The 24,731-nt window shown below is 39.7% G+C and carries 19 protein-coding genes and 1 pseudogene; 2 read left to right on the forward strand and 18 right to left on the reverse strand.

Annotation, left to right across the window (positions count from 1 at the left end):
* Positions 1-53: 53 nt before the first annotated feature.
* The 6 genes and pseudogenes from HF078_RS14310 to HF078_RS14335 form a co-directional block, all read right to left on the reverse strand.
* The gene (locus tag HF078_RS14310; protein WP_169291768.1) at positions 54-1,019 is read right to left on the reverse strand and encodes an aromatic acid exporter family protein; all 966 of its coding nucleotides are present in this window, start codon (positions 1,017-1,019) and stop codon (positions 54-56) included.
* 93 nt (positions 1,020-1,112) lie between these two features.
* Positions 1,113-2,984, reverse strand: coding sequence for an oligoendopeptidase F (pepF, locus tag HF078_RS14315; protein WP_169291769.1), 1,872 nt, complete (start codon positions 2,982-2,984; stop codon positions 1,113-1,115).
* A gap of 282 nt (positions 2,985-3,266) precedes the next feature.
* Positions 3,267-3,836, reverse strand: a pseudogene (locus HF078_RS14320) (peptide-methionine (S)-S-oxide reductase MsrA); the annotation flags it as partial.
* 339 nt (positions 3,837-4,175) lie between these two features.
* Positions 4,176-4,898 (reverse strand): amino acid ABC transporter ATP-binding protein, encoded by a 723-nt coding sequence (locus tag HF078_RS14325; RefSeq protein WP_169291771.1) that lies wholly within the window; start codon positions 4,896-4,898, stop codon positions 4,176-4,178.
* The gene (locus HF078_RS14330; RefSeq protein WP_168864752.1) at positions 4,891-5,517 is read right to left on the reverse strand and encodes an amino acid ABC transporter permease; all 627 of its coding nucleotides are present in this window, start codon (positions 5,515-5,517) and stop codon (positions 4,891-4,893) included. Before HF078_RS14330 ends, HF078_RS14325 begins: the two co-directional genes overlap by 8 nt.
* Positions 5,518-5,827: 310 nt before the next feature.
* Complete coding sequence (locus HF078_RS14335) at positions 5,828-6,619, reverse strand: transporter substrate-binding domain-containing protein (protein WP_169291772.1); 792 nt, start codon at positions 6,617-6,619, stop codon at positions 5,828-5,830.
* 267 nt (positions 6,620-6,886) lie between these two features.
* On the opposite strand from HF078_RS14335, the gene HF078_RS14340 reads away from it, so the two are divergent.
* On the forward strand, positions 6,887-7,726 hold the full coding sequence (locus HF078_RS14340) for a hypothetical protein (protein WP_169291773.1): 840 nt from the start codon (positions 6,887-6,889) through the stop codon (positions 7,724-7,726).
* Between the two features lie 136 nt (positions 7,727-7,862).
* Here the strand turns inward: HF078_RS14340 and HF078_RS14345 are convergent, their stop codons facing one another.
* The 10 genes from HF078_RS14345 to HF078_RS14390 form a co-directional block, all read right to left on the reverse strand.
* Positions 7,863-8,354: an RNA polymerase sigma factor gene (locus HF078_RS14345; protein ID WP_169291774.1), complete on the reverse strand. Its 492-nt coding sequence runs from the start codon at positions 8,352-8,354 to the stop codon at positions 7,863-7,865.
* Positions 8,355-8,369: 15 nt separating this feature from the next.
* Positions 8,370-10,610 (reverse strand): sensor histidine kinase, encoded by a 2,241-nt coding sequence (locus HF078_RS14350; protein WP_169291775.1) that lies wholly within the window; start codon positions 10,608-10,610, stop codon positions 8,370-8,372.
* Positions 10,588-11,280 (reverse strand): response regulator transcription factor, encoded by a 693-nt coding sequence (locus HF078_RS14355; protein WP_169291776.1) that lies wholly within the window; start codon positions 11,278-11,280, stop codon positions 10,588-10,590. Before HF078_RS14355 ends, HF078_RS14350 begins: the two co-directional genes overlap by 23 nt.
* A 260-nt stretch (positions 11,281-11,540) precedes the next feature.
* The gene (locus tag HF078_RS14360) at positions 11,541-12,185 is read right to left on the reverse strand and encodes a hypothetical protein (RefSeq protein WP_169291777.1); all 645 of its coding nucleotides are present in this window, start codon (positions 12,183-12,185) and stop codon (positions 11,541-11,543) included.
* Positions 12,186-12,212: 27 nt separating this feature from the next.
* Positions 12,213-13,799 carry an alpha-amylase gene (amyS, locus tag HF078_RS14365; protein WP_481748020.1) on the reverse strand — a complete coding sequence of 529 codons (1,587 nt, stop codon included), beginning with the start codon at positions 13,797-13,799 and terminating at the stop codon, positions 12,213-12,215.
* Between the two features lie 278 nt (positions 13,800-14,077).
* Complete coding sequence (locus HF078_RS14370) at positions 14,078-15,592, reverse strand: glycosyl hydrolase family 18 protein (RefSeq protein ID WP_169291779.1); 1,515 nt, start codon at positions 15,590-15,592, stop codon at positions 14,078-14,080.
* 138 nt (positions 15,593-15,730) lie between these two features.
* On the reverse strand, positions 15,731-16,168 hold the full coding sequence (locus tag HF078_RS14375) for a BrxA/BrxB family bacilliredoxin (protein WP_010194943.1): 438 nt from the start codon (positions 16,166-16,168) through the stop codon (positions 15,731-15,733).
* Between the two features lie 181 nt (positions 16,169-16,349).
* Positions 16,350-17,369: a methylmalonyl Co-A mutase-associated GTPase MeaB gene (gene meaB / locus HF078_RS14380; protein WP_169291780.1), complete on the reverse strand. Its 1,020-nt coding sequence runs from the start codon at positions 17,367-17,369 to the stop codon at positions 16,350-16,352.
* Positions 17,362-19,542, reverse strand: coding sequence for a methylmalonyl-CoA mutase (gene scpA / locus HF078_RS14385; RefSeq protein ID WP_169291781.1), 2,181 nt, complete (start codon positions 19,540-19,542; stop codon positions 17,362-17,364). Before scpA ends, meaB begins: the two co-directional genes overlap by 8 nt.
* Positions 19,532-21,394, reverse strand: a complete 1,863-nt coding sequence (locus HF078_RS14390) for a methylmalonyl-CoA mutase family protein (RefSeq protein ID WP_169291782.1) — start codon at positions 21,392-21,394, stop codon at positions 19,532-19,534. The genes scpA and HF078_RS14390 overlap by 11 nt, the downstream gene beginning before the upstream one ends.
* A gap of 199 nt (positions 21,395-21,593) precedes the next feature.
* On the opposite strand from HF078_RS14390, the gene HF078_RS14395 reads away from it, so the two are divergent.
* Positions 21,594-22,019, forward strand: a complete 426-nt coding sequence (locus tag HF078_RS14395; RefSeq protein WP_169291920.1) for a hypothetical protein — start codon at positions 21,594-21,596, stop codon at positions 22,017-22,019.
* A 60-nt stretch (positions 22,020-22,079) separates the two neighbouring features.
* Here HF078_RS14395 and HF078_RS14400 read toward each other — a convergent pair whose 3' ends face one another.
* Together HF078_RS14400 and HF078_RS14405 are read right to left on the reverse strand one after the other, a co-directional pair.
* Entirely contained in the window at positions 22,080-23,045 is a 966-nt protein-coding gene (locus tag HF078_RS14400) for an NAD(P)-dependent alcohol dehydrogenase (RefSeq protein ID WP_169291783.1), read from the reverse strand.
* Between the two features lie 329 nt (positions 23,046-23,374).
* Positions 23,375-24,727 carry a dihydrolipoamide acetyltransferase family protein gene (locus HF078_RS14405; RefSeq protein ID WP_169291784.1) on the reverse strand — a complete coding sequence of 451 codons (1,353 nt, stop codon included), beginning with the start codon at positions 24,725-24,727 and terminating at the stop codon, positions 23,375-23,377.
* Between the last annotated feature and the right edge of the window lie 4 nt (positions 24,728-24,731).

Below are 24,731 nucleotides of genomic sequence, written 5' to 3' on the forward strand. Positions count from 1 at the left end.
CATCCTCCTGCCTTTTAGGTATAGTGTGGTTGAAAGATGTCCATTCCATTCGCTTACTTCGTAGTTTCCAAACCGATAAAATCACTTTTAAGTATTAAGTATTGTTCGAATTCTTTTAGGAGATGACGAAGAGCCGCTCTCGTCTCAAATTCTTCACGGGATTGTGGAAGCGGCATTTCTTGAAACGCTTCGTGCATATCGCGCAAGCGTTGCAAGAAAAGATAAGCAGTATTTCCTGCGTGAATAGCATGCTCAAGATCCTCTATAAAATCTGCTACCATGTTAGCTTGCTCCACATTATGTTCTATTGTAGCAACTATAGGAAGCATCCGTTCCATGACGTCCAGCTGCTTTTCCCTCATCTTAAAATAAAAATAATGATGATTTTCCTCACGTCTGAAGTGGTTTTCCACATCACGGAAAGCCAGACTTTTCGCTGCTTTTAATAACTTATTCGTTTCTGGAATCTCTTGTCCACCCCATCCGCGATCACCATGACGAAGAAAATGAGCTATCTCTGAAAACACCTTATGAAAGTTTTCTTCCACTTGCAATTGATAGCTTTTCAATTCCTTTTCCACACTTGGCATGTAAGTATTCATAATGAGAGCGACCCCTATACCTATAAAAATGATGCTTAGTTCATTGATGACAAGTCCTAATGAATAAGCTTCAACTGAATACACATGAAGAAGTATGACGGAACTGGTGGCAATACCCTCTGTAATCCTGAGCATCACCGTAACAGGTATAAAAAATAACAAAAGAAGTGCTATGGATACCGGATTGTACCCTAACAGCTCAAAGAACACAAAGCCGAATAAAAGGCTTAAGGAGCATGCGATAAAGCGAGCAGTTGCCACTTTCCATGACTTCCTTACTGTATTTTGGATACAGAGGATTGCAATGATCCCAGCTGATGCATAAAAGTCCAGGTTTAATAACTGTGCAATACTGATTGCAATCCCTGTACCGAGGGCCGTCTTTGCTGTTCGGTACCCGATTTTAAATTTTCTCATACATCAAACTCTCCCGACTTTCGTTTGTTCAATATATCACATAGTATTACTATACATGAAAATTGGAGGGAGTTGTTTACTTATTTATCGGTATTATTGCAATAGCTCCTCAAATTCATTGACCAGCTCTTCAAATCGTTTCAACGATTCCTCGATCGGCTCTTTTTTACTCATATCCACTCCTGCCCGCTTCAAAATATCAATTGGGGGTAGGCTGCCTCCTGAAGAAAATAGCTCTTTCAAAATCTTATTCTGCGCATCAGTGCCGCCTTCTTCCAATTGCTCTGCAAGCGCTGCGGATGCAGCAAAACTTGTTGCATACTGATACGTATAGAAACTTGAATGGAAAAAGTGAGGTACTCTGGCCCATTCCATGGCAATTTCCTTATCCACTTTCATGTCCTTTCCATAGTACTTTTTATTTAGGTCATAATAGACTGTTTTTATGGCTTCTGCATGTAATGGTTCTTCATTTTGCCCCATTTCATGGATAATCTTTTCAAACTCCGCAAATTGCGTCTGACGGAAAAGCGTTACCCGAAAATCCTCTAAGTATTGATAGAGAGCATGAATCTTTTCTTCCTTCGTTTTTGCTTCATCCATCAATTGCTTATGAAGAAGATGCTCCTGCAAGGTAGAAGAAACCTCCGCCGTAAACGTCACATATCTTGCATCCTGATAAGGCTGATTTTCATTGGAAAAATAAGAATGCATCGCATGCCCCATCTCATGGGCGAGAGTCAGCACGTCACTTGGAAGTCCCTGATAATTCAATAACACAAAGGGATGGGAATCATAAGAACCAATTTGATAAGCCCCTGTTGCTTTCCCAGGTGTGTTATAAACATCCACCCAATTGGAAGAAAGCCCCTTTGATAGGGTTTTAACATACGCCTCTCCTATTGGCGATAATCCCTTTATGACTATTTCCTTTGCCTCCTCATATGGAATCTTTTCCTCTTTGGTATAAGGAGATGGAGCTGACAAATCGTACATATGCATAGAGTCGTCGATGCCAACATATTTCTCTTTCAATTTAAGATACCGATGAAATAGCGGAAGCCCCTCTTCTACGGTGTCAATCAATTGTGTGTAAACCTTCGGATCAATATCGTTCCCATCTAAATGAGCTTCTAATGAGGAAGGATAGTTCCTCGTAGTGGCAAAAAAGTTATTTGCCTTTACGACATTGGCAAGCATGGAAGCAAAGGTATCCTGGTAATTTCCAAGTGTCTGATAATACGTTTGGAAAGCAGCTTTCCTCACTTCTCTGTCTTTGCTGGACATATAGACAGAGTATAAAGGTGCCGACATTTCATACACTTTATCCTTTACTGTAAAGCTCGGCAAGACAAGGTCTTTAGACATCATCGTAAAAAGCTCGCTAGGTGCATTTACAATTGGCATCGTCTTTATTAGCATCTTTTCCATTTCCGGAGGCAGGGAATGTATTTTTTCATCATAAGTGTCTTGTAAGTGATTGTAATAAGGTGTTAGTTTCGGACTTTTCATGAGTTCTTCCCATTGGTCTTTTTCTATTTCCTGTAATTCATTTGAAAACCATGCCGTCCGCTCCACCACGTATATCATCATGTTTTGGCTTTCATCAGATAATGCCTGGGCGGAAGTATTGCTAATATCCACATCCAAATTGATACGGGAGTAGACAAAGATTTTTTCTATTAATCGAAACAGCTCAAAGTAATCCTCTAGTAAATTTAGGATTTGCTTGTCGTTGTCCAGTTTTTCTTCTTTTCTGGAAAAACGGTCTGCCAACTTTTTAACTTTATATACATCCTGTTTCCATTGCGTTTCATTCTTGTAAAGAGTCTGGAGATTCCATTTATATTCAGTTGGAATATCAGTGCGTGATTTATAGATTGGGCTTTCTGCGTAGGTTAGAATTGAGGTAAAGCTTAGAATGACGGTTATTAATAATGATGCAATGATTCGTGTGGTTTTCATTTTTTGTGTGTCCTCCCTTAGTCTTCTGCTAAGGATTAGTGTTTGTTTTCCAGCTTTTTCTATACATTTTGTTTAGGATGAGGAGGGCTGGTAATGGTAGGTGAGCTGTTTGATAGGAAAGGGAGTGAGCTGTGAAAGTGTCTTCATAAGATGCATGAAGACACTGGGGTAATTTCTCTATATAAGTGTCTTCATTAACTGAATGAAGACACTCTTGGGGGAAATTCGGGATGGAAGTGTCTTCATCCTGGTGGATAGAGATGAAGCAATGCGCAAACCACCCTACCATTTCAATGTATCCACCAACGAAATTACTTTGCCTGCTTCTTCCCTATCCCACTGCATAATCTCTTCTTTCAAGGAAGATAGTGTACCATATCCTTTTACAAAACTGTTTAACCTCGCTACTAAAGTCGCATTTGTAAACGCCACTTCAGTAAGGAAGTGCTCTCTTAGTTTTTGAGTAGCATTAGAATATCTTTTCAGGTAATATTTCTGGTGTCTTTCTTCTGCAATTGTAAAATGATCAAGTGGTGCAATTTCTGTTCCTATTATTTGTGAGTTTTTAGTTTGGATCTCTGTTTTAATTTTTTTTATAGCATCTTTTTGGTCGATGTCCTGGTATAGAAATATCGATAAGTACTGTCTCCCCTTGTAGTTTCCACGATTAGAATTGTGGGAGCTCCAAAAGTGACGGGTTATTTCTTCAAAGGTTATTAGGGTAGGATCATAATCAATTTGTAAGCACTCGGTATGATCTCCCATTTGTTTGTAGGTAGGCGAAGGTGTAGTTCCGCCTGCGTAACCCACTCTTGTGCTGATGATTCCTTTTAAATACCCGAACCGGGCATCAGTTCCCCAGAATCAGCCCATGCCGAGAGTGGCGGTTTGAAGGTTGTGATTGTGGTTGGTCATTGTTTGTGCTCCTTTCTTTGGGAAGAATTAATATTGTTAGTGTTAAGTTAGCATGAATAATTATGTATGGGAAGCTGTTGTATGAAGACAATGTTTCCCTTTTTCCGCTAACATTGTCCTCATACGCGCCCTATGAGGACAGTGTTTCTACTTTTCTTCTATCTTTGTCCTCATACACGCCCTATGAGGACAATGTTTCTCTTTTTCCCGCTAACATTGTCCTCATACAAAAAAAGAAAACCAGCTCCTCAAAATAGAGCTGGTCCCTTGTTAATCCTACAACATCTTCTCCAAAAACACCTTAGCACGTTCTGTTTTCGGTGTGGTAAAAAACTCAGCAGGTGGTGCATCTTCCACTAACATTCCATCATCAAGGAATAATACACGATCTGCCACTTCACGTGCAAAGCCCATTTCGTGTGTCACAATAGCCATCGTCATTCCCGTATGCGCCAGTGACTTCATTACTTCAAGCACCTCTTTTACCATCTCTGGGTCCAAGGCAGAAGTTGGTTCATCAAACAACATAACTTCCGGGTCCATAGCCAGTGCGCGGGCAATGGCTACACGCTGCTTCTGACCACCTGACAGACGATTTGGGTATTCTTTTGCTTTCTCAGCAAGTCCAACTTTTGCAAGGAGATCCATCCCTTTTGCTTCCGCTTCCTTTTTCCCAATACCTTTTACAGAGACAGGCGCATATGTTAAGTTTTCAAGTACCGTCTTGTGAGGAAACAGGTGAAAGTGTTGGAATACCATCCCCAGGTTCTGTCGTACTTTATTGATATTCGTTTTCTTATTTGCAACATCTTGCTCTTTAATCCAGATGTGACCGGAAGTTGGCTCTTCTAGTAGATTCATACAACGAAGCAAAGTTGACTTTCCAGAACCAGACGGCCCGATGATCGCCACTACTTCCCCGGCTTTTATTTGAGTAGAAATTCCTTTTAGCACCTCTAACTTGCCAAAGGATTTGTGCAATTCTTCTATTTTAATCATAGCGTCTCATTCTCCTTTCAATGAGCTTGCCAATGAACGTCAGGATCATTACTAGTACGTAATAGATAAGTCCGGCAAAAATAAATGATTCCAAATATGCATACGTGTTAGAAGCCGTCATAAAGGAGCGTCTCATAACATCCATTACCCCGATAACCGTAACTATTGCTGATTCTTTTGTAAGAGTTATATATTCATTCATAAGTGCAGGTAAAATATTTTTCAATGCTTGTGGTAAGATAATGTCTTTCATCATTTGGCGGTATGGCACACCAAGGGCCATAGCTGCTTCTCGCTGTCCTTTATCAACAGCCATAATCCCTGCACGAATTACCTCAGAGATATATGCTCCAGAATTTAACCCAAAAGCAAGAATGGCAGCAGTAACCGGTTCAAACGTTATACCTGTTGCTTGCGGCAATCCAAAAAATATTAACATTAATTGAAGAACAAGTGGTGTCCCTCGGAAAATGGATGTATAAACATCTGCAAAAATTTTAAGTAGTTTAATTCTACCGATTTTACATAAAGCCAACAACGTTCCTATGATAAAACCAAGTATCCCAGCAAGTGATACGACTTGAAGCGTAACCTTCACACCAGCAAGAATATAATCCATGGAACCAGTGATGGCACTAAAATCTAAGAAGTCAATCGTCAAGTGCTACCAGTCCTTTCCGTCAAATTACCTAAATAACAAAGGCAAGTATGATTATACAGTTTAAGAGCGGATGATTGGAGTGAAAGGCGAAGACTCCTACGGGAGGTAGCGCTTAGGGGAGACCCCGCAGGCTTGCCGAGGAGGCTCCCCAAGCGCCCCGTGGAAAGCGAAGCCTTGCACGGAAATTATCAGCGGTGTAAAACCGTATTCTCATAGTAACAAGAAAATCAAAAGGGCAATTCCTGCACCCTTTTGATTTCGTTAAGACTTATTCTTCTTCTCCACCAAACCATTTGTTAATTAACTTTTCCATCTCACCGTTCTCTTCCATCTCTTTCAGAACACGGTTAAATTCCTCAGTCAATTCACTGCCTTTAGGAAGGGCAATCGCAGATCCTTCTTCATCAGACTCAAGTGTGAAACCAGTCAAATCAGCATCTTTTTCCATGAAGCCTTTCATAACTGTATCTTCAATGATAGCTGCATCAAAACGACCAGTTTTTAGATCTTGTACAATTTGTGGGATGCGGTCACGGTTTTCAATAGTGATATTCACTTCTTCTGCAATTTCTTCCGCTTTGTCATATTGAATGGATCCCATTTGTACGCCAACCGTTTTACCTTCTAAATCTTCTAAACTAGTAATATTGCTATCTTTCAATGAAACAATCATGTGATTCGCAGTATAATATACATTTGTAAAATCAACTTGCTCTGCACGCTCTTCTGTCGGTGTCATACCTGCCAAAATAAGGTCAATGTTACCTGACTTCATCGCAGTGATTAAACTTCCAAAATCCATATCTTGAACTTTCAATTCATAACCAAGCTCTTCTGTAATAGCTTTTGCAAGATCAACGTCAAAACCGATAATCTCTTCTCCAACTTCCGTGTCAATATACTCAAATGGCGGGTAGTCAGCGGAAGTCCCCATGACTAATACTTTCTTTTCATTTTCACCTTCTCCACTCGTTTCATCCCCATTACCTGTTGTTCCACAAGCGGATAACAAACCTACTACTAAAATACTAATAAATGAATACACAAACCATTTTTTCACAATAATTTCCCCCTATTCCTTTTTCAGAAAAGTAAAAATTTAATCTAATTATGAAACAAACCTACATTTAAATCAAGTACTATTGTGATGTATGTTTATTCGAATAAATGTATTTTAACACATGTTAATATTTATGCAATATAGTTAATAAAGATAAATATTATTTTTATATTTTTATTATTCTGAAATATACACTTTTTGTTATAGTTCCATTAGTCTAGGTTCATGTTATAATTACAATGAACTAGAAAAAGGAGGTGATTTAAGATGAACACAGATGCTAAATTGGACTTGATTTTAAATAGGATGTTGGATTTTAAGTATGAAATGAAAAAAGATTTAAGTGAGTTGAACGGAAAAACTTCCACACTTTCTGAGAATCAGTTGCTGATGAAGGATGAGATCAAAGGTCTTAACGATAAAACCTCCACACTCGCTGATAATCAGTTGCTGATGAAAGATGAGATCAAAGGTCTTAACGATAAAACCTCTACACTCGCTGATAATCAGTTGCTGATGAAAGATGAGATCAAAGGTCTTAACGATAAAACCTCCACACTCGCTGATAATCAGTTGCTGATGAAGGATGAGATCAAAGGTCTTAACGATAAAACCTCCACACTTGCTGACAATCAGTTGCTTATGAAAGATGAAATTCGAGGTCTTAACAAAAAAACTTCCATCCTCTCTGACAACCAGATGCTGATGAAAGATGAGATCAAAGGTCTTAACGATAAAACCTCCACACTCGCTGATAATCAGTTGCTGATGAAAGATGAAATTCTAGGTCTTAACGAAAAAACTTCCATCCTCTCTGACAACCAAATGCTTGTGAGGGAAGAAATCAGTGGTCTGAGTGAAAAGACATTCATCCTTTCTGCTGGGCAGCATCAGATAAAAGAAGAGCTTCATTCTTTGACAAATACCACTGGTACACTTCGGGAAGAATTCTATTTATTCAGGCATGATGTGAACGACCGCTTTAATGAAATCAATGCTACCCTGACTAGAATAGAAGAGGATCAAACGAAGGATATAGAAGCAATCCTTGAAGAAATATCTGCAAAATTGGATGAAAGAGATCAACGTGATTTTGAATCCAGATAATTATTTTCGTAAACATACCCATTGGAGTTTGTCCTCGAAAGAACTTCTTTAGCAAAACATTTATACAAGTTCCTATTCAAAAAAGTGCAGGGAGCACTTTTTAGGAAAAGTGTCCCCTGCACCAACAATAATCCACCTAAGCACTCAACTCTACAGCCATTCGCTCTTTTAATTTTCTTCTAGCTCTATGGATCTTCGTCTTCACTGTAGCTGGATTCATCTCCAAAGCATTAGCGATTTCCCGCTCCTTTAATCCTCTTTCCATTTTAAGAACGAGCAGTTTCTGGTCTTCCTTTGAAAAATCTTCTATTTTTTCATCTAGGAGCTCTTTCAACAATTTCGCTTCCACTTCTCCTGCAACATTATGGCCTGCTTCTTTTCCAAGGCTATCTAACACATCTAATTCCATTGGACATCCACCAATTTTTCTCTCTCGCCTGATAAAATCAATGGCTGTTCTTGTGGCAATCACGCAAAGCCAGGATCCTACTTTATCACCCTCTTGTAAACTATCCAACTTCTTATACGCCTTTATAAAAGTTTCCTGCACATTGTCTTCAGCCAACTGGCGGTCGCGAATAATAGAGAAACTGACGTAAAACAATCTGTCATAATGCACATTATACATCGTCGTAAAATCCACCTATTCCACCACTCTCAAACAGATATTCACTTTAAATAAATCGCCGTCCGTTTCAATATCGAGACTTCCTTCATGAAGATCGATGATAGATTTTGCAATAGCAAGGCCAAGTCCAGAACCATCTGTATGTCTGGAGGTATCTCCTCTTTTAAAACGTTCGTATAATTCCTCACTTTGATCATTCAACTCGTATTTTGATACATTTTTAAACGTAATTTTTGCTTTGTTTTCATACTGATGGGCCTGTATATATACTCGAGAGTTTTCCAAGGAGTATTTCACGATATTTCCAATTAAGTTATCAAATACTCGCCACATTTTCTGTCCATCTACCATGGCATATAAAGGTTTATCCGTGTTTGCAACACGAAATTGCAGATTTGATTCCTTTAATGAATCATCATATTCCGCCAGAGCTTGTTGAAGAAGCTGATTTAAATCTACACGCTCTTTAACAAGCTCAATATTTCCACTCGCCATTTTGGAAACTTCAAATAAATCCTCAATTAGTCCCTTTAAACGTTGTGACTTCCTATCAATAATCTCAAGGTAGGCGGATCGGTCATCAGCATTCAGGTCGCTTTTCTTCAAAAGCTCCGTATAAGTGATGATGGAGGTTAACGGTGTTCGAAGATCATGGCTGACATTTGTAATCAGCTCCGTTTTCAATCTCTCACTTTTTGCCTGCTCGTTTAAAGATACCTTTACCCCTTGATTCAATACATTCAGGTTTGCTGCCATTTTAGCAAGGATGGAATTTCCCTTTACTTCAATTGGCTCCCCTAATTTACCTAATGCCATCTCCTCTGTTTTGATGGAGATCTTATTGAAATAACCGACACTTTTTACTAAAAGAATGAACGTTGGCACACCAATAAATATAGCAAAGAGAAAATATAGCAGGAAGAAAGCTATATCAATAAAGATCATAAAGAAACCAAAGCCTAGTCCAAAGATGATCCCCAGGAGAATGAACACTTGGATGCCTGTAGTTGTATTTAGAAATGCTTCCTTTACGATACGGAAGAACTTTTTATACACCTTTTTACAAAATATTAATGCTCTAAGAAGCACACTTCTTGTCCATGCTTCCTTAAAATCAGACATATTTCGCATGGTTGCTATCAAATATCTTATTTGGTAGTAAGTTAGTAAACTCATGCATGCTGAGATTAGAATACTAATTATGAATTCAGTAGCCCATGCTGTTGATAAGCTGTATGTCAATTGATTGATACAATCATGTACCCACATTAGACTGAACAATAATAAAAAGGTAGAGATTCCCGTCACCGCAATCCTAAGGTCAACCGGAATTTTTCCGTATAGGTTTTGCCACTTCCCAGCTTGTTTTGGCAGAGAAATAATTTTTAACATGGTGACAAACCATAATAATAATACAATCAGTGAACTTATCCCAAGTCTCCAAAACCAAATCCTTTTCTCTTCATAATTAGTTTTAAAAGTCATCAATAGGCTATCGGATGCAAGTTCTAATGGCACACCAATTTCCCCATTAAAATCACCTCTAACATCCGCCAGTGCTTGGTACAGCCAATCCTCATACGGCCAATTGTATGAATGAAAATACCTATCTCCATGTATCGTGTAATTAGTAACATATTGCATGTTATTCTCATTGAATAATTGTTCTTTTGAATTAATTTCGGCATCTGTGTTAGTAAAACTTTCTCCATTTTGTTCAAAAAAGTATAAGAAATCCTTGTTAAATCTGTATGAATCAGAAGTGAAGTTACTCTCATCTTCAAAGTAGGCTTCCACTATTTTTTCTTTTTCTGCTCTTATTTTCTTCTCTACATGCTCATCACTTGAGAAGTTTTTTTGAATATCTTCTAATTTTGCATCTCTTTCAGCTACTATCTCTTCTGGTTGCTCGCTTATTTCGCCATCCTCTGCAAGTTGAAGTCGCTCCTCATATTGATAGCGGATGTTATCAAGTTGAGCATCCAATGAACCGTATCTATAACGGTGTTCTTCTATTTCTTCCATGGTAACGGTAATTTTTTCTTTTACACTTTCTATTGACACAGTTCCAAGTTCGCCCCTAATTAAATAGTTGGCAAATCCGTCAAGCTCACTTTGGAACTCATCTGTTTCAAAATAATTTTTCTGTCCAAATCGATCTAAGTTATAGATAAAATAAAAGCTCCCGCTTAGCGCACAAACAAAAACTAGTGCCATTAAAAAAGCTATTATTCTATTTCTCCATCTTGTACCCAATCCCCCATACCACCTTTAAATATCTTGGATTTTTCGAATCTATCTCTATCTTCTCTCTAATTTTCCTAATATGTACCGCCACTGTATTTTCCGCATTGTAGCCAGGTTCTTTCCATACCCGCTCGTATATATCATTGATGGAAAATACCCGACCGGCATTAGTCATCAACAGCTCCACTATTTTGTATTCAATTGGCGTCAACTTGACCGGATCTCCCTGAACTGTTACTTCCTTCGATTCCTTATCAATGGTCAGGCCGTTCAAATCAATTACTTTCTTGATTCCTTCAAACGTTCCAAGTGTTACATACCTTCTGAGCTGCGATTTCACTCTCGCGACAAGCTCCATTGGATTAAAAGGCTTTGTTACATAATCATCTGCTCCCATCTGAAGCCCAAGGATTTTATCGGTATCCTCACTTTTTGCGCTTAAAATAATGATCGGGATGTTCTTCTCCTCGCGAATTCTGTGCGTCGCAGATATCCCATCGAGCCTTGGTATCATCACATCTAGTAAAATGAGATGCACTTCATTTTCATGAAGCATTTCTAACGCTTCCACCCCATCTTGAGCTTTTAAGACCCTAACACCTTCATTTTTCAAATAAATCTCAATCGCATCTCTAATTTCTTTCTCATCATCTACTACCAATACCGTATAGTTCGCCATTTCTCACCCTTCTCCCACTTACCATTGTTTCTTTATATACACATCATATATGGTAAATCTTAAGTATTATTGAAGTATTTTCTTAAGAATTTCTTAAGTTACTAACCTATTATATAATTGTTGTGAAGTGGGAAACATGGAAACATTAATTTAAATATAAGAATTAATCTAAACTTTATTTAGAAGTAAGGTATATTCTGTTTTGTATAAAAAAAAGCCACAAAACCCAGTTCAATTGGTTTTGTAGCTTCTTTAGTATCTTATGTGAGACGAGGTACTTGTTCCCACAACTTGTAAAATTTCTGGAAATTATTATCCTTGTAAGAAATGTTTTCTCCTATTAGCTCTACATAGAAAAACAAATCGTCTGTTAGGCTTTCTTCGTTTAAATTAACAGTATATTCCCAAAGTTCTATCTTACTAAATGGAATGTACTCTTTAAACCTCGCTTCACTAATTAGTGAGTGGCTCTCATTAAAACATACAAATCGAACACTTCTCTTGTTATACGAAGATTTTATCAAAATTGATCCTGTTAGTTTTAGGTGTTGTAAATATAGTAAATGATGTTTAATTATTGATTCTTCTAGAACAATATTTCCAAAGCTTCCTCCAATATGATAATCACCTGTTATATAGGAAGAAGAAAGGCTTAATTGAAAAGTAAGCCCTTCTGCTAATAATCCAGACTGTTTCGTTAACAAGATATCAAACTTGATAACTCTTTGATTACCCATTACCGTTACATTCGTACTATGGACTTTGTCAAAGTGAGCACCAATTGAATAGATCATCATAGGTTCTTTATTATCCATTGTGCTAATAGGGACGGTTGCATACGCCTCTAATTTATACATGTGATATGATAGATCACTAATTTCCGCATGTAGCAGCGCAATTTTCATTTAATTAATCATCCCCCAGAAGAACTGTTATTGCTTCACCCAAACAGAAACAGACCCTCCATTAACAGAGAAATTACCCCATCCATCTGCGTTTATTGTGACGGTGCCGGTTTTATTCCCTGTAATATCTCTCCAAACTTGTCCTGCTTTATTTTTACCGACATACATCCATTTACCACCACCAGGACCATCTGACATAATGGTGGCAAGTCCTGAATTTGGATGGGAACTGTCGCCCTCTCTTGTCCATCCGATAATATCTTGATGATTAAAATAGTCATGCTGTAATCCATACGCATAGGTTTGACGCGCCTGTAAAAGCGGGTCTATTTTTGTTTTCAATGCGGGAACACCATTGTTTGGGATTCCGTAGTAATCTCCATAAAAAACAGAAGGGTAACCTTGTTCCCTCGTCAGGATTAATGCATATGCTAGTGGTTTAAACCATGACTGAACAAAGGATTCCAATGCTTGCCCAGGCTGGGAATCATGATTATCAACAAATGCGACCGCATGTGTAGGGTGTTTTTGCACGACAGAACCATTTAGAATATTTCTCATATCATAATATCCACCGCTGCTAGATGCATTGTACAAATTATAGTGAAGAGGGACATCAAATACCGAGTGGTTCCAGCTTGTTTTATTCAAATAGTTTTCAATTGCACCAAGGTCATTTTTCCAAAACTCTGCCACTGCAAACATTGGTTTGCCTGTGGTGTTACGAACATGTGTAAGCCAATCTCTCGTAAAGCTATATTTTATATGTTTCACTGCATCAATTCTAAATCCATCAAGATTTAGAGAATTGGTATACCAAACTCCCCAGTTTCTAAGTTCATTTATTACTTCAGGGTGATCCATATCAACGTCAGCATACATAAGATAGTCATAGTTTCCATTCTCTGTATCGACTTCCCAGTCCCATGCCTTGCCTGTTCCCCTAAACTTATAAATCTTGTTTTGAAGCTGACGTGACTGATCCCAATCTGTCCCATCAAAATGGTACCATCGCCATTTAAAGCTAGAATGCGTATTTCCTCTGCCAGGAAAATCAAACTTCGTCCATGCTTCAATTGTATACTCTCCTGAGATTTCCTGATTTCGATTGCTGCGGTTCACTTCCACTGCATTTACCATTTCTGTACCATCTGCTGCACCTTTATGATTCATGACGACATCACCATATACCTGAATACCTTGATTCTTTAAAGATGTCACTGCAGACTGAAGCTGGCTGCGTGTTCCATATTTTGTACGAATGGTACCTTTTTGGTTAAACTCTCCTAGGTCATATAAATCATAGGCTCCATAACCTACATCATTTTGGGAAGTCCCCTTCCAAGCAGGTGGAATCCATACAGCTGTTATACCTTTACTTTTTAAGTTTGCTGCGTCATCTCTTAACCTGTTCCAATGATTTCCATCGTTTGGTAAATACCATTCGAAATATTGCATCATGGTTCCATTTGTCCCATTATGATGAGCTTTCGCTGGTTCCGATGTATACGGAATCAGCACCGCTACAGCTAACAATATTGTTAATACTAAACTTACTATTCGATTCTCAAACTTCATAACATACCCCTCTCTTTTTTGTGCAAACGCTTTCATAACAATCCAAAAAAATAAATCTCTATTAATATCACTCCCCAATTCTCTATTTTTTCATTGTGCAAACGATGGTATATTTTTCATAGTTGTCCATTTCAAATTTATAATAACATGATGAATTTCTTCCGTGCAACCGTTTTCTTTTTATTACGAAAATATTGAATCTTTATTCCTATTAGTTATCCTAAGCCAGAATATTTCACAATAAAAAACGCTCCTTATGAGCGTTTTTAGTGATGAATATATAGCTTCAATTTATTTAATATTTATTTCTATCTCTATCTATTCAATTCTGTATAAATTCGTTCCAATAATACTCTCTCAGGATCCTGACTTAATTCCCATACCATCGCTCCACCTAGTCCTTTATCTTTCAGAAATTTGGTCTTCTTCACTATCGACTCTTCATCATCATAACTAATAAACGTATTGCCATCATAAAGAATCGGTACTTCCGTATCTTCTAACCAGTAACGCTTAAATCCGTTCTTATTAATGTAATGCGATTCAAGCTTGGCATAGCTAAACGATGTACCCCATCTAAAAGACTGATACAGTCCGTTATTAGCAGAATCAGCATTATGGAACACCCTCCCGTAAAAAGGCAATCCCATCACCAGCTTATATGCCGGAACACCGCTTTTCAAATAGGTTATTATACCGTCTTGAACACTCCACTGCCAACTGAACGCACTATTGGGATCTGGATACAATGGTGCATTCAATCCAGTCAGCTCATCCCATTCCCCATTGATGTCATAGGTCATCAATTGAATATAATCAACATATTGATGCAGCTCTGCTAATTCCATGTTTGCAGCATGAGACGAACTCGCTCCCGCCGCGATTGTTAGCAAATACTCCTTGCCATCCTTTTTTTCTTGGTCGTTCAAGGTTTCCCTGATCGTTTTAAGTAAAAGGGTGTAATTACGTTTATCCTCTGGGCGGTTTATATTATTAGGATGTCCTCCACTCACTGGGTACTCCCAATCCAAATCCACCCCATCAAAGCCATTTTCCAAAATAAATCGTCGCACACTTTCTGCAAATTTGGCTCTGGAAGCTTCAGTTGCCGCTGCATCAGAAAAGTTCTTCGACCAAGTCCAACCACCAACAGAAATCATCGTTTTCAGATGAGGGTGCTGTTTCTTTAGCTGTTGCATGTCATTGAAATTTTCATGGTCAATTGCAGGGTCTCCCACAACTATTTCTCCATCGGGTGATATATTAGCAAATGCATAGTTTATATGTGTCAGTTTACTAGCATCAATGTTGGCCACGTTAAATCCCGAATAACTGGACCAACCAGCATAATAACCGACCATTTTGTAGTCCGCTTCTGGTACTTCTTTATTTTCTACTGTTACCTTTTTCGTTGCTTCCGCCTTATGTCCGGCGCTATCATACACAACGGCTTTCAGTATCTGCTCTCCATTTTCCACGCAAGGATCGGTGGACCAATTGATAGTGTATGGCGCTTCTGTCTTTTCGCCAATTAAGTAGTCGCCATTGCTAGAGTAATATTCAATTTTAATGATTTCGTTGTCATCTTTTGCCTCAACTTGAAGTTCTACATCCCCACTTACTACAGAATCATCATTCTCATCTGAAGAAGTATGGGTAAAATTAATAATCTCAGGTGGGTTGTCGGTTTCCTCCACGACTTCTGGTATCTTTTCTGTAGCCGATTTAGTAGGTACTGACTTTGTAGAATTTATTAAATATATAACTACTGCACTCACAAGAACCAGTAGAGCCAATAAATATAGCGTAAGTTTCCGTCTAAGTTGCATATTTTGTTACTTCCTCCTAATAAACTGCCTAACTATTATTGTAATATGCTATGGGTGGAGGATGTAGCGGTAAATATTAGTTTTCTACACAACAAAAAAATGCCGATCCCATATTTGGAATCGACATTTTTTTAAATCTTACAGCTCTTCACAATGCTCTTCAAAATACCCTTGTAGCTTTGTGATAACAGACATTGGCGCATGGCCTTCAATTTCGTGTCTTTCTACCATTGTTACAATCTTGCCGTCTTTTAATAAAGCAAAAGAAGGAGAGGATGGTGGATAGCCTTCGAAATATTCGCGTGCTTTCTCTGTCGCTTCTTTATCTTGACCTGCAAACACAGTAACTAAGTGTGTTGGACGCTTGTCATAATGCACCGCATGCGTTGCAGCTGGACGAGCAATACCGCCGGCACAACCACAAACAGAGTTAACCATTACAAGTGTCGTCCCTTTACGTGCAAATGCTTCTTCAACATCTTCTACTGTTCTAAGTTGCTCATAGCCAGCGTTATCCATTTCTTCTCTGGCAGTACGAACAACATCATTCATAAACATATTAAAATCGATATTCATGTTGTATCACCTCTTCTTAAACTATCTCTATCATACCAATTTTTTTCAAATAAATAAAATAAAAAAGGTTTATTTTCTAAGTTGGAGGGTATTATACCAGTAGCATCCAGATATCCATACCCCTATACTCCCTAGATGAAGGAAAGTGATATGCTCACTTTCCTTTTTTTGTAGCCCCTTATTATTGTCTGTAACTTGCAATTAACTTCTCCACAGCCAAAGATACTGAAACTTCATCTTTCCCAACTTGCTGCTCAAGAATCGACAACTCTTTTTTCACCTTTTCATCCTCAAAAAACATCCGCTCTATTTGATCCTTCAACGAAGTATAAAACCAAGTCTTCTTTTGTGCATTCCTTCGCTCTCCAAAAGCTCCGGAATCCTTCGTGCTTTGCACAAACTCTTGAACGATCTTCCAGGTCTCATCAACATTCACATTATTTAAAGCCGAACAAGTAAATGTCTTCGTTTCCCATCCTTCTGTTGCAGGCTGCAAGAAATGAAGGATCTGTTTGTACTCATGAGCTGTTTTATCGGCTCTTTTTTTATTATCTCCATCCGCTTTATTCACGACAATCGCATCCACAAGCTCCATAATGCCTTTCTTCATACCTTGAAGCTCATCCCCTGCACCTGTAAGAACAAGCAGTAAGAAGAAATCCACCATATCACGCACTATCGCTTCACTTTGTCCCACTCCAACAGTCTCTACTAAAATCACATCATAGCCAGCTGCTTCACATAAAAGAATGCTTTCACGTGTTTTTCTATGAACTCCACCTAATGTGCCACTTGAAGGAGATGGACGGATAAACGCCTTAGGGTGTCTGGCAAGCTGCTCCATCCTCGTTTTGTCCCCAAGAATACTTCCACCTGTCTTAGAACTGCTCGGATCGACTGCAAGCACAGCCACTTTATGGCCCTGCTCGCACAAATACAACCCAAACGCTTCAATAAAGGTGCTCTTACCTGCACCTGGAACGCCGCTAATCCCAATGCGGACAGAGCGACCAGTCAAAGGCATGATCTCTTGTATAATCTCTTGGCTTTTATGAAAATGTCGTGTTGCATTGCTTTCCACAAGCGTGATAGCTTGAGCGAGGTCAGATCGTACTCCTGCATGGATACCAGTAATGATATCCGCTGTACTCCGCTCCACTTTTTTGAGCACCTTTTTACGAGGTTTACGCTCTTTAGTCATGCGTCTCTTCCACTTCTTCATAGCCAAGGCGTTCGTAGATTTCCTCTAGAACTTTTTCGGCGGCACGAGGGATAACCGTTCCAGGTCCGAAGATGGCGGATGCACCTTTGCTATATAGAAATTCATAATCCTGTGCTGGGATTACTCCACCTATAACAACGATGATGTCTTCGCGATTTAATTTTTTCAGCTCTTCCACAAGTTGTGGAAGAAGTGTTTTATGACCGGCAGCAAGCGAACTGATGCCGATAACATGCACGTCATTTTCCACTGCTTGCAGCGCGGTTTCTGCAGGTGTTTGGAAAAGAGGTCCAATATCCACATCAAACCCAAGGTCGGCGAACGCAGTTGAGATTACTTTTGCTCCCCTGTCATGGCCGTCCTGTCCCATTTTCGCAATCATGATCCTCGGTCTTCTTCCTTCAAGCTCTAGGAATTCCTCAATTTTATCCTTCACGGTCTTCATCTCTTCCTCATTGGAAAATTCACTGCTATATACGCCGCTGATAGAGCGGATAACAGCACGATGACGATTAGCAACCTTTTCAATAGCATCTGAAATTTCTCCTAAACTTGCACGCGCACGGGCAGCGTCAACGGCTAGCTCGAGAAGATTGCCTTTCCCTGTACGTGCCGCATCTGTCAGTGCTTCTAGAGCAGAAACAACTTCTGTTTCATTTCTATTTTCACGAAGCTCTTGCAAACGATGGATTTGCTTTTTACGAACCTCGGCATTATCAATATCCAAAACATCTATTGCCATATCTTCTTTTTCCAAACGAAATTTGTTCACACCAATGATGGATTCTTTGCCTGAATCGATTTTTGCTTGACGACGTGCAGATGCCTCTTCTATTCTCATCTTCGGCAATCCAGTTTCAATCGCTTTTGCCATGCCACCAAGCTCTTCTATTTCTTCAATATGTGCCCAGGCTTTATCAATCAATTCCTTTGTCAAGGTTTCTACATAGTAAGAACCAGCCCAAGGATCGATTACTTTTGTTATCTCTGTTTCCTCCTGCAAATACAACTGTGTATTACGAGCAATACGGGCGGAAAAGTCCGTTGGTAGTGCAATGGCTTCATCCAATGCGTTGGTGTGCAAGGATTGTGTATGCCCATTGGCAGCCGCTAAAGCCTCAATGCAGGTACGCGTCACATTATTAAATGGATCCTGTTCCGTTAAGCTCCATCCAGACGTTTGTGAATGGGTCCTTAAGGCCATCGACTTTGGATTTTGAGGTGCAAACTCCTTCATCATCTTCGCCCAGATAAATCGAGCGGCACGCATTTTTGCCACTTCCATAAAAAAGTTCATACCTATTGCCCAGAAGAATGATAGTCTTGGCGCAAACTTATCAATATCAATGCCAGCTTCCAATCCTGTTCTCACATATTCGAGACCATCTGCAAGCGTATAGGCAAGCTCAATATCCGCCGGTGCTCCTGCTTCTTGCATGTGGTAGCCGGAAATACTGATACTATTAAACTTCGGCATATGCTGGGACGTGTAGGCAAAAATATCTCCGATGATTCGCATAGACATCTCAGGTGGATATATATACGTATTACGTACCATATATTCTTTTAAAATATCATTCTGAATAGTCCCAGAAAGTTTCTCTGGACTTACCCCTTGTTCCTCAGCGGTAACGATGTAAAACGCCATAATCGGCAGTACCGCGCCATTCATCGTCATCGACACAGACATTTTATCCAATGGAATTCCATCAAAAAGAACTTTCATATCGAGAATGGAATCAATGGCTACACCAGCTTTCCCAACATCCCCCTCTACTCGTGGATGATCAGAATCATAGCCTCGGTGCGTCGCAAGGTCAAAGGCAACCGACAACCCTTTTTGCCCCATTTCAAGGTTTCTTCTGTAGAATGCATTACTCTCCTCTGCTGTTGAAAAACCTGCATACTGACGAATCGTCCATGGACGGTTAACATACATCGTCGGGTAAGGTCCACGCACATACGGGGCCATACCAGGAAGAGTTCCCAAGTGATCGGCTCCATCCAAGTCAGCGTCTGTGTAATTAGCCTTCAATTTAATCTGTTCATTTGTTTCAAAAAATAGTTCTTCCACCGTTTCGTTGGTTAGTGGCACTGTTTGTGCCGTAGTGGTATGTTTATTCAGTGTTTTCGTTGAAAAATCAGGCTTCATTGTCTGTCAACCCCATTTCTTGGTGTATCTTTACTAATTGTTCATAACAATTGGAGCGCATATGGATAAAATCACTAACCCCTAATTTCTGCAACTCTTTTTGACGAGTTGCATCAGGGTATCCGGCAACTAATACTTTTCGGTTAGGTGAATGGACTGCCATAACCGCTGCATTCAAGAACTCTTCATACGTGTCATCACTTCCGCACATGCACACATAGCCAGTTATGTTTTGATCAGATACCCACTCCACAATTTCTTTGGCTTCTTCAAAGCTTGGACTGACTACAGGTTGTAGACCTCCTACTTGGAAAAAGCCTGATGCGAAGTCAGTTCGTGGCTTGTGTGATGCTAATGTACCAAGGTTAATCAAGGTAACTTTTGGTGATGTCCCCTGTTTTTCCTGATACAACTTCGCTTGGTATCGTAAACTTTCAAAGGCTTCAGAAAGCCTTAGGGGCTGAATGGCCTGTATTTTTTCTGGAGCATGCTCATTTTCTTTCGTACGTTTTGTGCTTATTTGCCACTTTAATTCCTCTTGAAGATTGGCAAACATATTGATACCGACCAACACTTTTTTCCTGTATTGGACATCCTTAAGTCGTGTTTCTTTTACCTCGACAATGCGGTCTTGAAGGAAGTTCGTTCGCAGAGCTTCCATTATACCTCCAAGCTTATCCAGCTCCTGAAACAACTTCCATGCCTCATCAGCTAATTGATTTGTTAGGTTTTCGACATAAAATGACCCTGCTGCTGGATCTACGACTTTATTTAAGAAGCTCTCTTCTTTTAAGATAAAGTGAGTATTCCTGGCGATTCTTCGTGAGAATGCGTCCGAATCTTGCTGGTAGCTGTCCACATTAATACTGTCAGCTCCACCAACGGCTGCAGAGAATGCCTCTGTTGTTGTCCGCAGCATATTGACATACGGATCCAAGTTTGACTTTGTGAATATTGAGGTTGTTGCATGTAATGTCATCGTCTGTGCTTTTTCATCCCCTCCAAAAGCCTCCACGATATTTGCCCATAACACTCTTGCCGCCCTCAACTTGCTAAGTTCCATGAAAAAGTCACTTCCAACAGGGAAAGTAAATGCTATTTCCTGGGAAGCCTCTTCAAAAGACATCCCTCTGATCATAAGTGCCTGTAAATATTCTACTGCTGTTGCCATAACAGCTGCGAGCTCCTGCACGGCATTAGCGCCCCCGTTGTGGTAAGCATTGGACTGCACCCACACTGTTTTAAGTCCTGGAGCATTGTTTTCCTTCCATTCGATATTGGATTTCATTTCATCATAATACTGCTCCAATGGCTGATTCAGTGATCCTGTTGCTGCAAGCTCGCCAATTGGATCAGCTCCAATGATCCCTTGCAAACTCTTCGTTTCCAACTCGCTATCGATTAACGCATTGATGAACGTTGTTGCACTCGGGCCTGCATGTACTTGGAGTGTTATGTCATTTAATGAGATATTATTTAATAAAGTCTTTAAGTTTGTTTGGTCTTTTATTATTAATGCATTAGCTTCTGTTGATGGGAAAGTGGCAAAATGAATGGTCTGCAAGCCGCTTTCTAGTTCCATTTTCAGTTGAGCATTTAATTCTTCAAACGAAGTAGATGCATACAATTGCTGGCTGACTGTCCAATCAGACTTCTCTATTAATTGTTTGGATGCATTATTATTATCGTTTTCTGTATATACCGGTTTACGTGTGATTCCTTCGTATGTAACGGTGTCGAGCTTGGATACAGGCTTCCCCTTTAACGCTTTTTCTGCTTGCTCAGCCCATTCTTCCATTGTAACTTTCGGGAAACTATTGTTTATCATGTCTTTTAATCTACTCATCTTCATCCCCTCGTCCCCTTAATTTCGTAATCGCTTACAAATTTAAATTTTTCAAAAGTTCATATATTTATTTTAATATAGTTATGGGGGCACGGCAAATAAAGAAAGCATTGGAATTATTTATTTTTCGGTAGTATTCACCCGGCAAAAAAACTATACTTACTATATAAATGATAGTTTCATAAAAAGGTAGTGATTGGTAGCGATGTTATACATATGGAATATTGAAAACATAATTAATGAAACATTAGAGGAACTTGGTTTAGATATTTACTTTGAATTTGACAATAACTTGAAAGCACCAATGAGTTTTAACATCTCCACTAACACGATCAAATTCAATTATTTGCAGATTAATGGTTACAAAGCCAAGATAAATAATAAAATTAGAGAATCCGATGAAAACTTTGTGAAACTCATACTCTTTCATGAAGTCGGCTATTACCTGGATTTTAAAAAGAACAAGCATGACTTGAGAATTTTAATGTATGGTGGAGAAGATGAAAAAGAAATCTTGATGCGACAAATCGAAAAAAATGCGTGGGTGTTTGGAAGGACGGTTGTACCTGAAAATCTGTTGGAGGCTTATGATAAGATGCGGGAGTTGGATGGGATGTTCTTGAAGAACTGATAACCTTAATATTTGAAAAATGGTGTAGGAAACATAGCGGTTCCTACACCATTTTTTTACTTATTTATCGTAGTTTTCATCAACAATAACCCCAACATTTCCTTTCTTGTGTCCCTTTTCTACATAGCTGTGAGCAACTGTTAATTGTTCCATCGGATAGCTTTTATCGAGAACTGCTTTATACTTGCCTTTTTCAATTAGTTCTTTCAAGAATTTAATATCGTCTTCTTTTTCCAATGCAACACCTGATATTATTTTATAGCCGCGTGCCATGCCACTCCAGTATCCCTGCACCATCTGAGTGACTCCTGCTGCGCCAAGAATCCACGTTCCTTTTTTCTTAAGGGTTTTCTTGATTGCTTGATAAGGGATTTTCCCTACTGTATCAAAAATGACATCATAGTTTTCTTCACCGATTTCTTCTTTGGTATAGTCAATTACTTTATCTGCCCCTAAAGACTTCACCATTTCGACATTAGCTGTGCTACATACTCCAGTAACCTCAGCGCCGTATATTTTAGCTAGTTGAATGGCTGCGGTACCGACTGCACCTGATGCCCCGTAAATGAGAACTTTTTGGCGAGGTTGGATATTTGCTTTTCTTAGAAAATGAATAGCAGTGTGCCCTCCGAACGGAACAGTGGCCGCTTCTACATAGCTTAGATTGTGTGGTTTTAATGCTATCACTCCGTCTTCGCGCAGGCATATATATTCCGCGTAAGCTCCTAAGCTCATCCCTGTAGATCCAAAAACTTGGTCTCCCTCTTTAAACCGAGTAACATTACTACCTACAGACTCAACTATTCCTGCCAGAACTCCACCTAGAATGGATTTCTTAGGACGTGTCAATCCAAAGAACAATTTCACTGCAACCGGGTCCGCCTTTCTTAATCGCCAATCTGCTGCATTAACAGCTGTCGCCACTACTTTTATTAGAATTTCATTATCTTTTGGAACTGGTTTATCGACCTCTTTTAATTGAAGTACCTCTGGTGGACCATATTTGGTATACACAACAGCTTTCATCGACTGCCTCCTCTGAATATAGTTATTTATTTGCCTGCAACCATTGTATGTTGCTCCACCTGTAAATACGTCCACTTGTCTGTAGGACATTTAAAAAAACGGCCGGCCAAAATGGCGGCGATCAAAACTTTTCAGGCGATTCTAGAGGTCTTTCGGGCGATATTTCGAAAAAACGGGCGAAAATTTAATTTTACGGGCGATTTTGGACTGCAATCGGGCGATATTTCGAAAAAACGGGCGATTTTCACGAGTAATCGGGCGAAAACAAAAAAACCGACAAAGCCCTCCTTTTAGAAGGACCTTATCGGTTTCCACAAACATCTTACATCTTAATAAATAGACGTATTCTCTTTAGACATTTTCTCAATGATTTCTTTAACGCGAGCTAGGAAGCGTCCGCATACAAGACCATCAAGTACACGGTGGTCAAGAGACATACATAGGTTCACCATGTCGCGAACAGCGATCATGCCGTGGTCCATGACTACTGGACGTTTCACGATGGATTCCACTTGCAGGATGGCTGCTTGTGGGTAGTTGATGATTCCTTGTGATTGTACAGAACCGAATGAACCAGTGTTGTTGACAGTAAATGTTCCACCTTGCATCTCTGCAGAGGTTAATTTACCAGCACGAACTTTGTTTGCAAGATCTGTAATTTCACGAGCAATGCCTTTGATTGTCTTCTCATCAGCGTTGCGGATAACCGGCACATAAAGTGCGTCATCTGTTGCAACGGCGATTGAAATATTGATGTCTTTCTTTTGAACGATTTTGTCGCCAGCCCACATGGAATTGATTTGTGGGAATTCTTTCAATGCTTGCGCTACCGCTTTTACGAAGAATGCGAAGAAAGTTAGGTTGTAGCCTTCTTTTTTCTTGAACTCGCTCTTCAAGGAGTTGCGGTATTCTACAAGGTTTGTCGCGTCCACTTCGATCATCGTCCAAGCATGTGGCGCTTCATGCTTGCTGCGCAGCATGTTTGCAGCGATTGCTTTACGTACACCTGTTACAGGGATTTCGATGTCGCCTGCTTCCACTGGTACGTTTACAGGTTGAGCTGATTTAGGTGCACTTGCTGCTGCAGGTGCAGATGGAGCCGCTGGTGCTGCAGGTGCTGCAGGTGCCGCCTTTGGAGCTTCCGCTGTTGAAGCTTGAGCAGCTGCAGGCTTGGAATCAGCAGTTGGGATGTTACCAGAATCGATCACCGCTTGGATGTCTTTTCTTGTAATACGGCCGCCTGCTCCACTTCCTTTCACTTGTTCAAGATCTACATTGTTTTCTTGTGCAAGACGAAGAACTGCTGGAGAGTAGCGACGTTTGTTAGGTGCGTCTGCATCATCTTCTACAGCTGGTGCTGTTGGTGCTTCAGATTTCGTTGCAGGTGCAGGTGCACTTTCCTCTTTTGGTGCGTCAGCAGTAGCTTCTGCTTCTCCGCCGCCTTCTGTTTCGATGTAGCAGATGATTTCTCCTACTGCTAGTGTGTCACCGTCTTCTGCTACAAGTTCTTTGATTGTTCCTGTAAAAGAAGATGGGATTTCTGCATTAACTTTATCTGTCATAACCTCTGCTAGAGGGTCGTATTTGTTTACTTTATCGCCCACGCTTACGATCCAGCGGCTGATTGTTCCTTCCGTTACGCTTTCCCCAAGCTGCGGCATGGTAATTTTTTCTACTGCCATGATG

Source organism: Bacillus sp. RO2 (assembly GCF_012911845.1).
GTDB lineage: Bacteria > Bacillota > Bacilli > Bacillales > Bacillaceae_I > Sutcliffiella_A.

Excerpts from the sequence above, each read along its gene's own strand:
- HF078_RS14310 (WP_169291768.1), bottom strand. The coding sequence starts at position 1,019 with ATGAGAAAATTTAAAATCGGGTACCGAACAGCAAAGACGGCCCTCGGT.
- pepF (WP_169291769.1), bottom strand. The coding sequence starts at position 2,984 with ATGAAAACCACACGAATCATTGCATCATTATTAATAACCGTCATTCTA.
- HF078_RS14325 (WP_169291771.1), bottom strand. The coding sequence starts at position 4,898 with ATGATTAAAATAGAAGAATTGCACAAATCCTTTGGCAAGTTAGAGGTG.
- HF078_RS14330 (WP_168864752.1), bottom strand. The coding sequence starts at position 5,517 with ATGGATTATATTCTTGCTGGTGTGAAGGTTACGCTTCAAGTCGTATCA.
- HF078_RS14340 (WP_169291773.1), top strand. The coding sequence starts at position 6,887 with ATGAACACAGATGCTAAATTGGACTTGATTTTAAATAGGATGTTGGAT.
- HF078_RS14345 (WP_169291774.1), bottom strand. The coding sequence starts at position 8,354 with ATGTATAATGTGCATTATGACAGATTGTTTTACGTCAGTTTCTCTATT.
- HF078_RS14355 (WP_169291776.1), bottom strand. The coding sequence starts at position 11,280 with ATGGCGAACTATACGGTATTGGTAGTAGATGATGAGAAAGAAATTAGA.
- HF078_RS14360 (WP_169291777.1), bottom strand. The coding sequence starts at position 12,185 with ATGAAAATTGCGCTGCTACATGCGGAAATTAGTGATCTATCATATCAC.
- amyS (WP_481748020.1), bottom strand. The coding sequence starts at position 13,799 with ATGAAAGCGTTTGCACAAAAAAGAGAGGGGTATGTTATGAAGTTTGAG.
- HF078_RS14370 (WP_169291779.1), bottom strand. The coding sequence starts at position 15,592 with ATGCAACTTAGACGGAAACTTACGCTATATTTATTGGCTCTACTGGTT.
- HF078_RS14375 (WP_010194943.1), bottom strand. The coding sequence starts at position 16,168 with ATGAATATCGATTTTAATATGTTTATGAATGATGTTGTTCGTACTGCC.
- meaB (WP_169291780.1), bottom strand. The coding sequence starts at position 17,369 with ATGACTAAAGAGCGTAAACCTCGTAAAAAGGTGCTCAAAAAAGTGGAG.
- scpA (WP_169291781.1), bottom strand. The coding sequence starts at position 19,542 with ATGAAGCCTGATTTTTCAACGAAAACACTGAATAAACATACCACTACG.
- HF078_RS14390 (WP_169291782.1), bottom strand. The coding sequence starts at position 21,394 with ATGAAGATGAGTAGATTAAAAGACATGATAAACAATAGTTTCCCGAAA.
- HF078_RS14395 (WP_169291920.1), top strand. The coding sequence starts at position 21,594 with ATGTTATACATATGGAATATTGAAAACATAATTAATGAAACATTAGAG.
- HF078_RS14400 (WP_169291783.1), bottom strand. The coding sequence starts at position 23,045 with ATGAAAGCTGTTGTGTATACCAAATATGGTCCACCAGAGGTACTTCAA.
- HF078_RS14405 (WP_169291784.1), bottom strand. The coding sequence starts at position 24,727 with ATGGCAGTAGAAAAAATTACCATGCCGCAGCTTGGGGAAAGCGTAACG.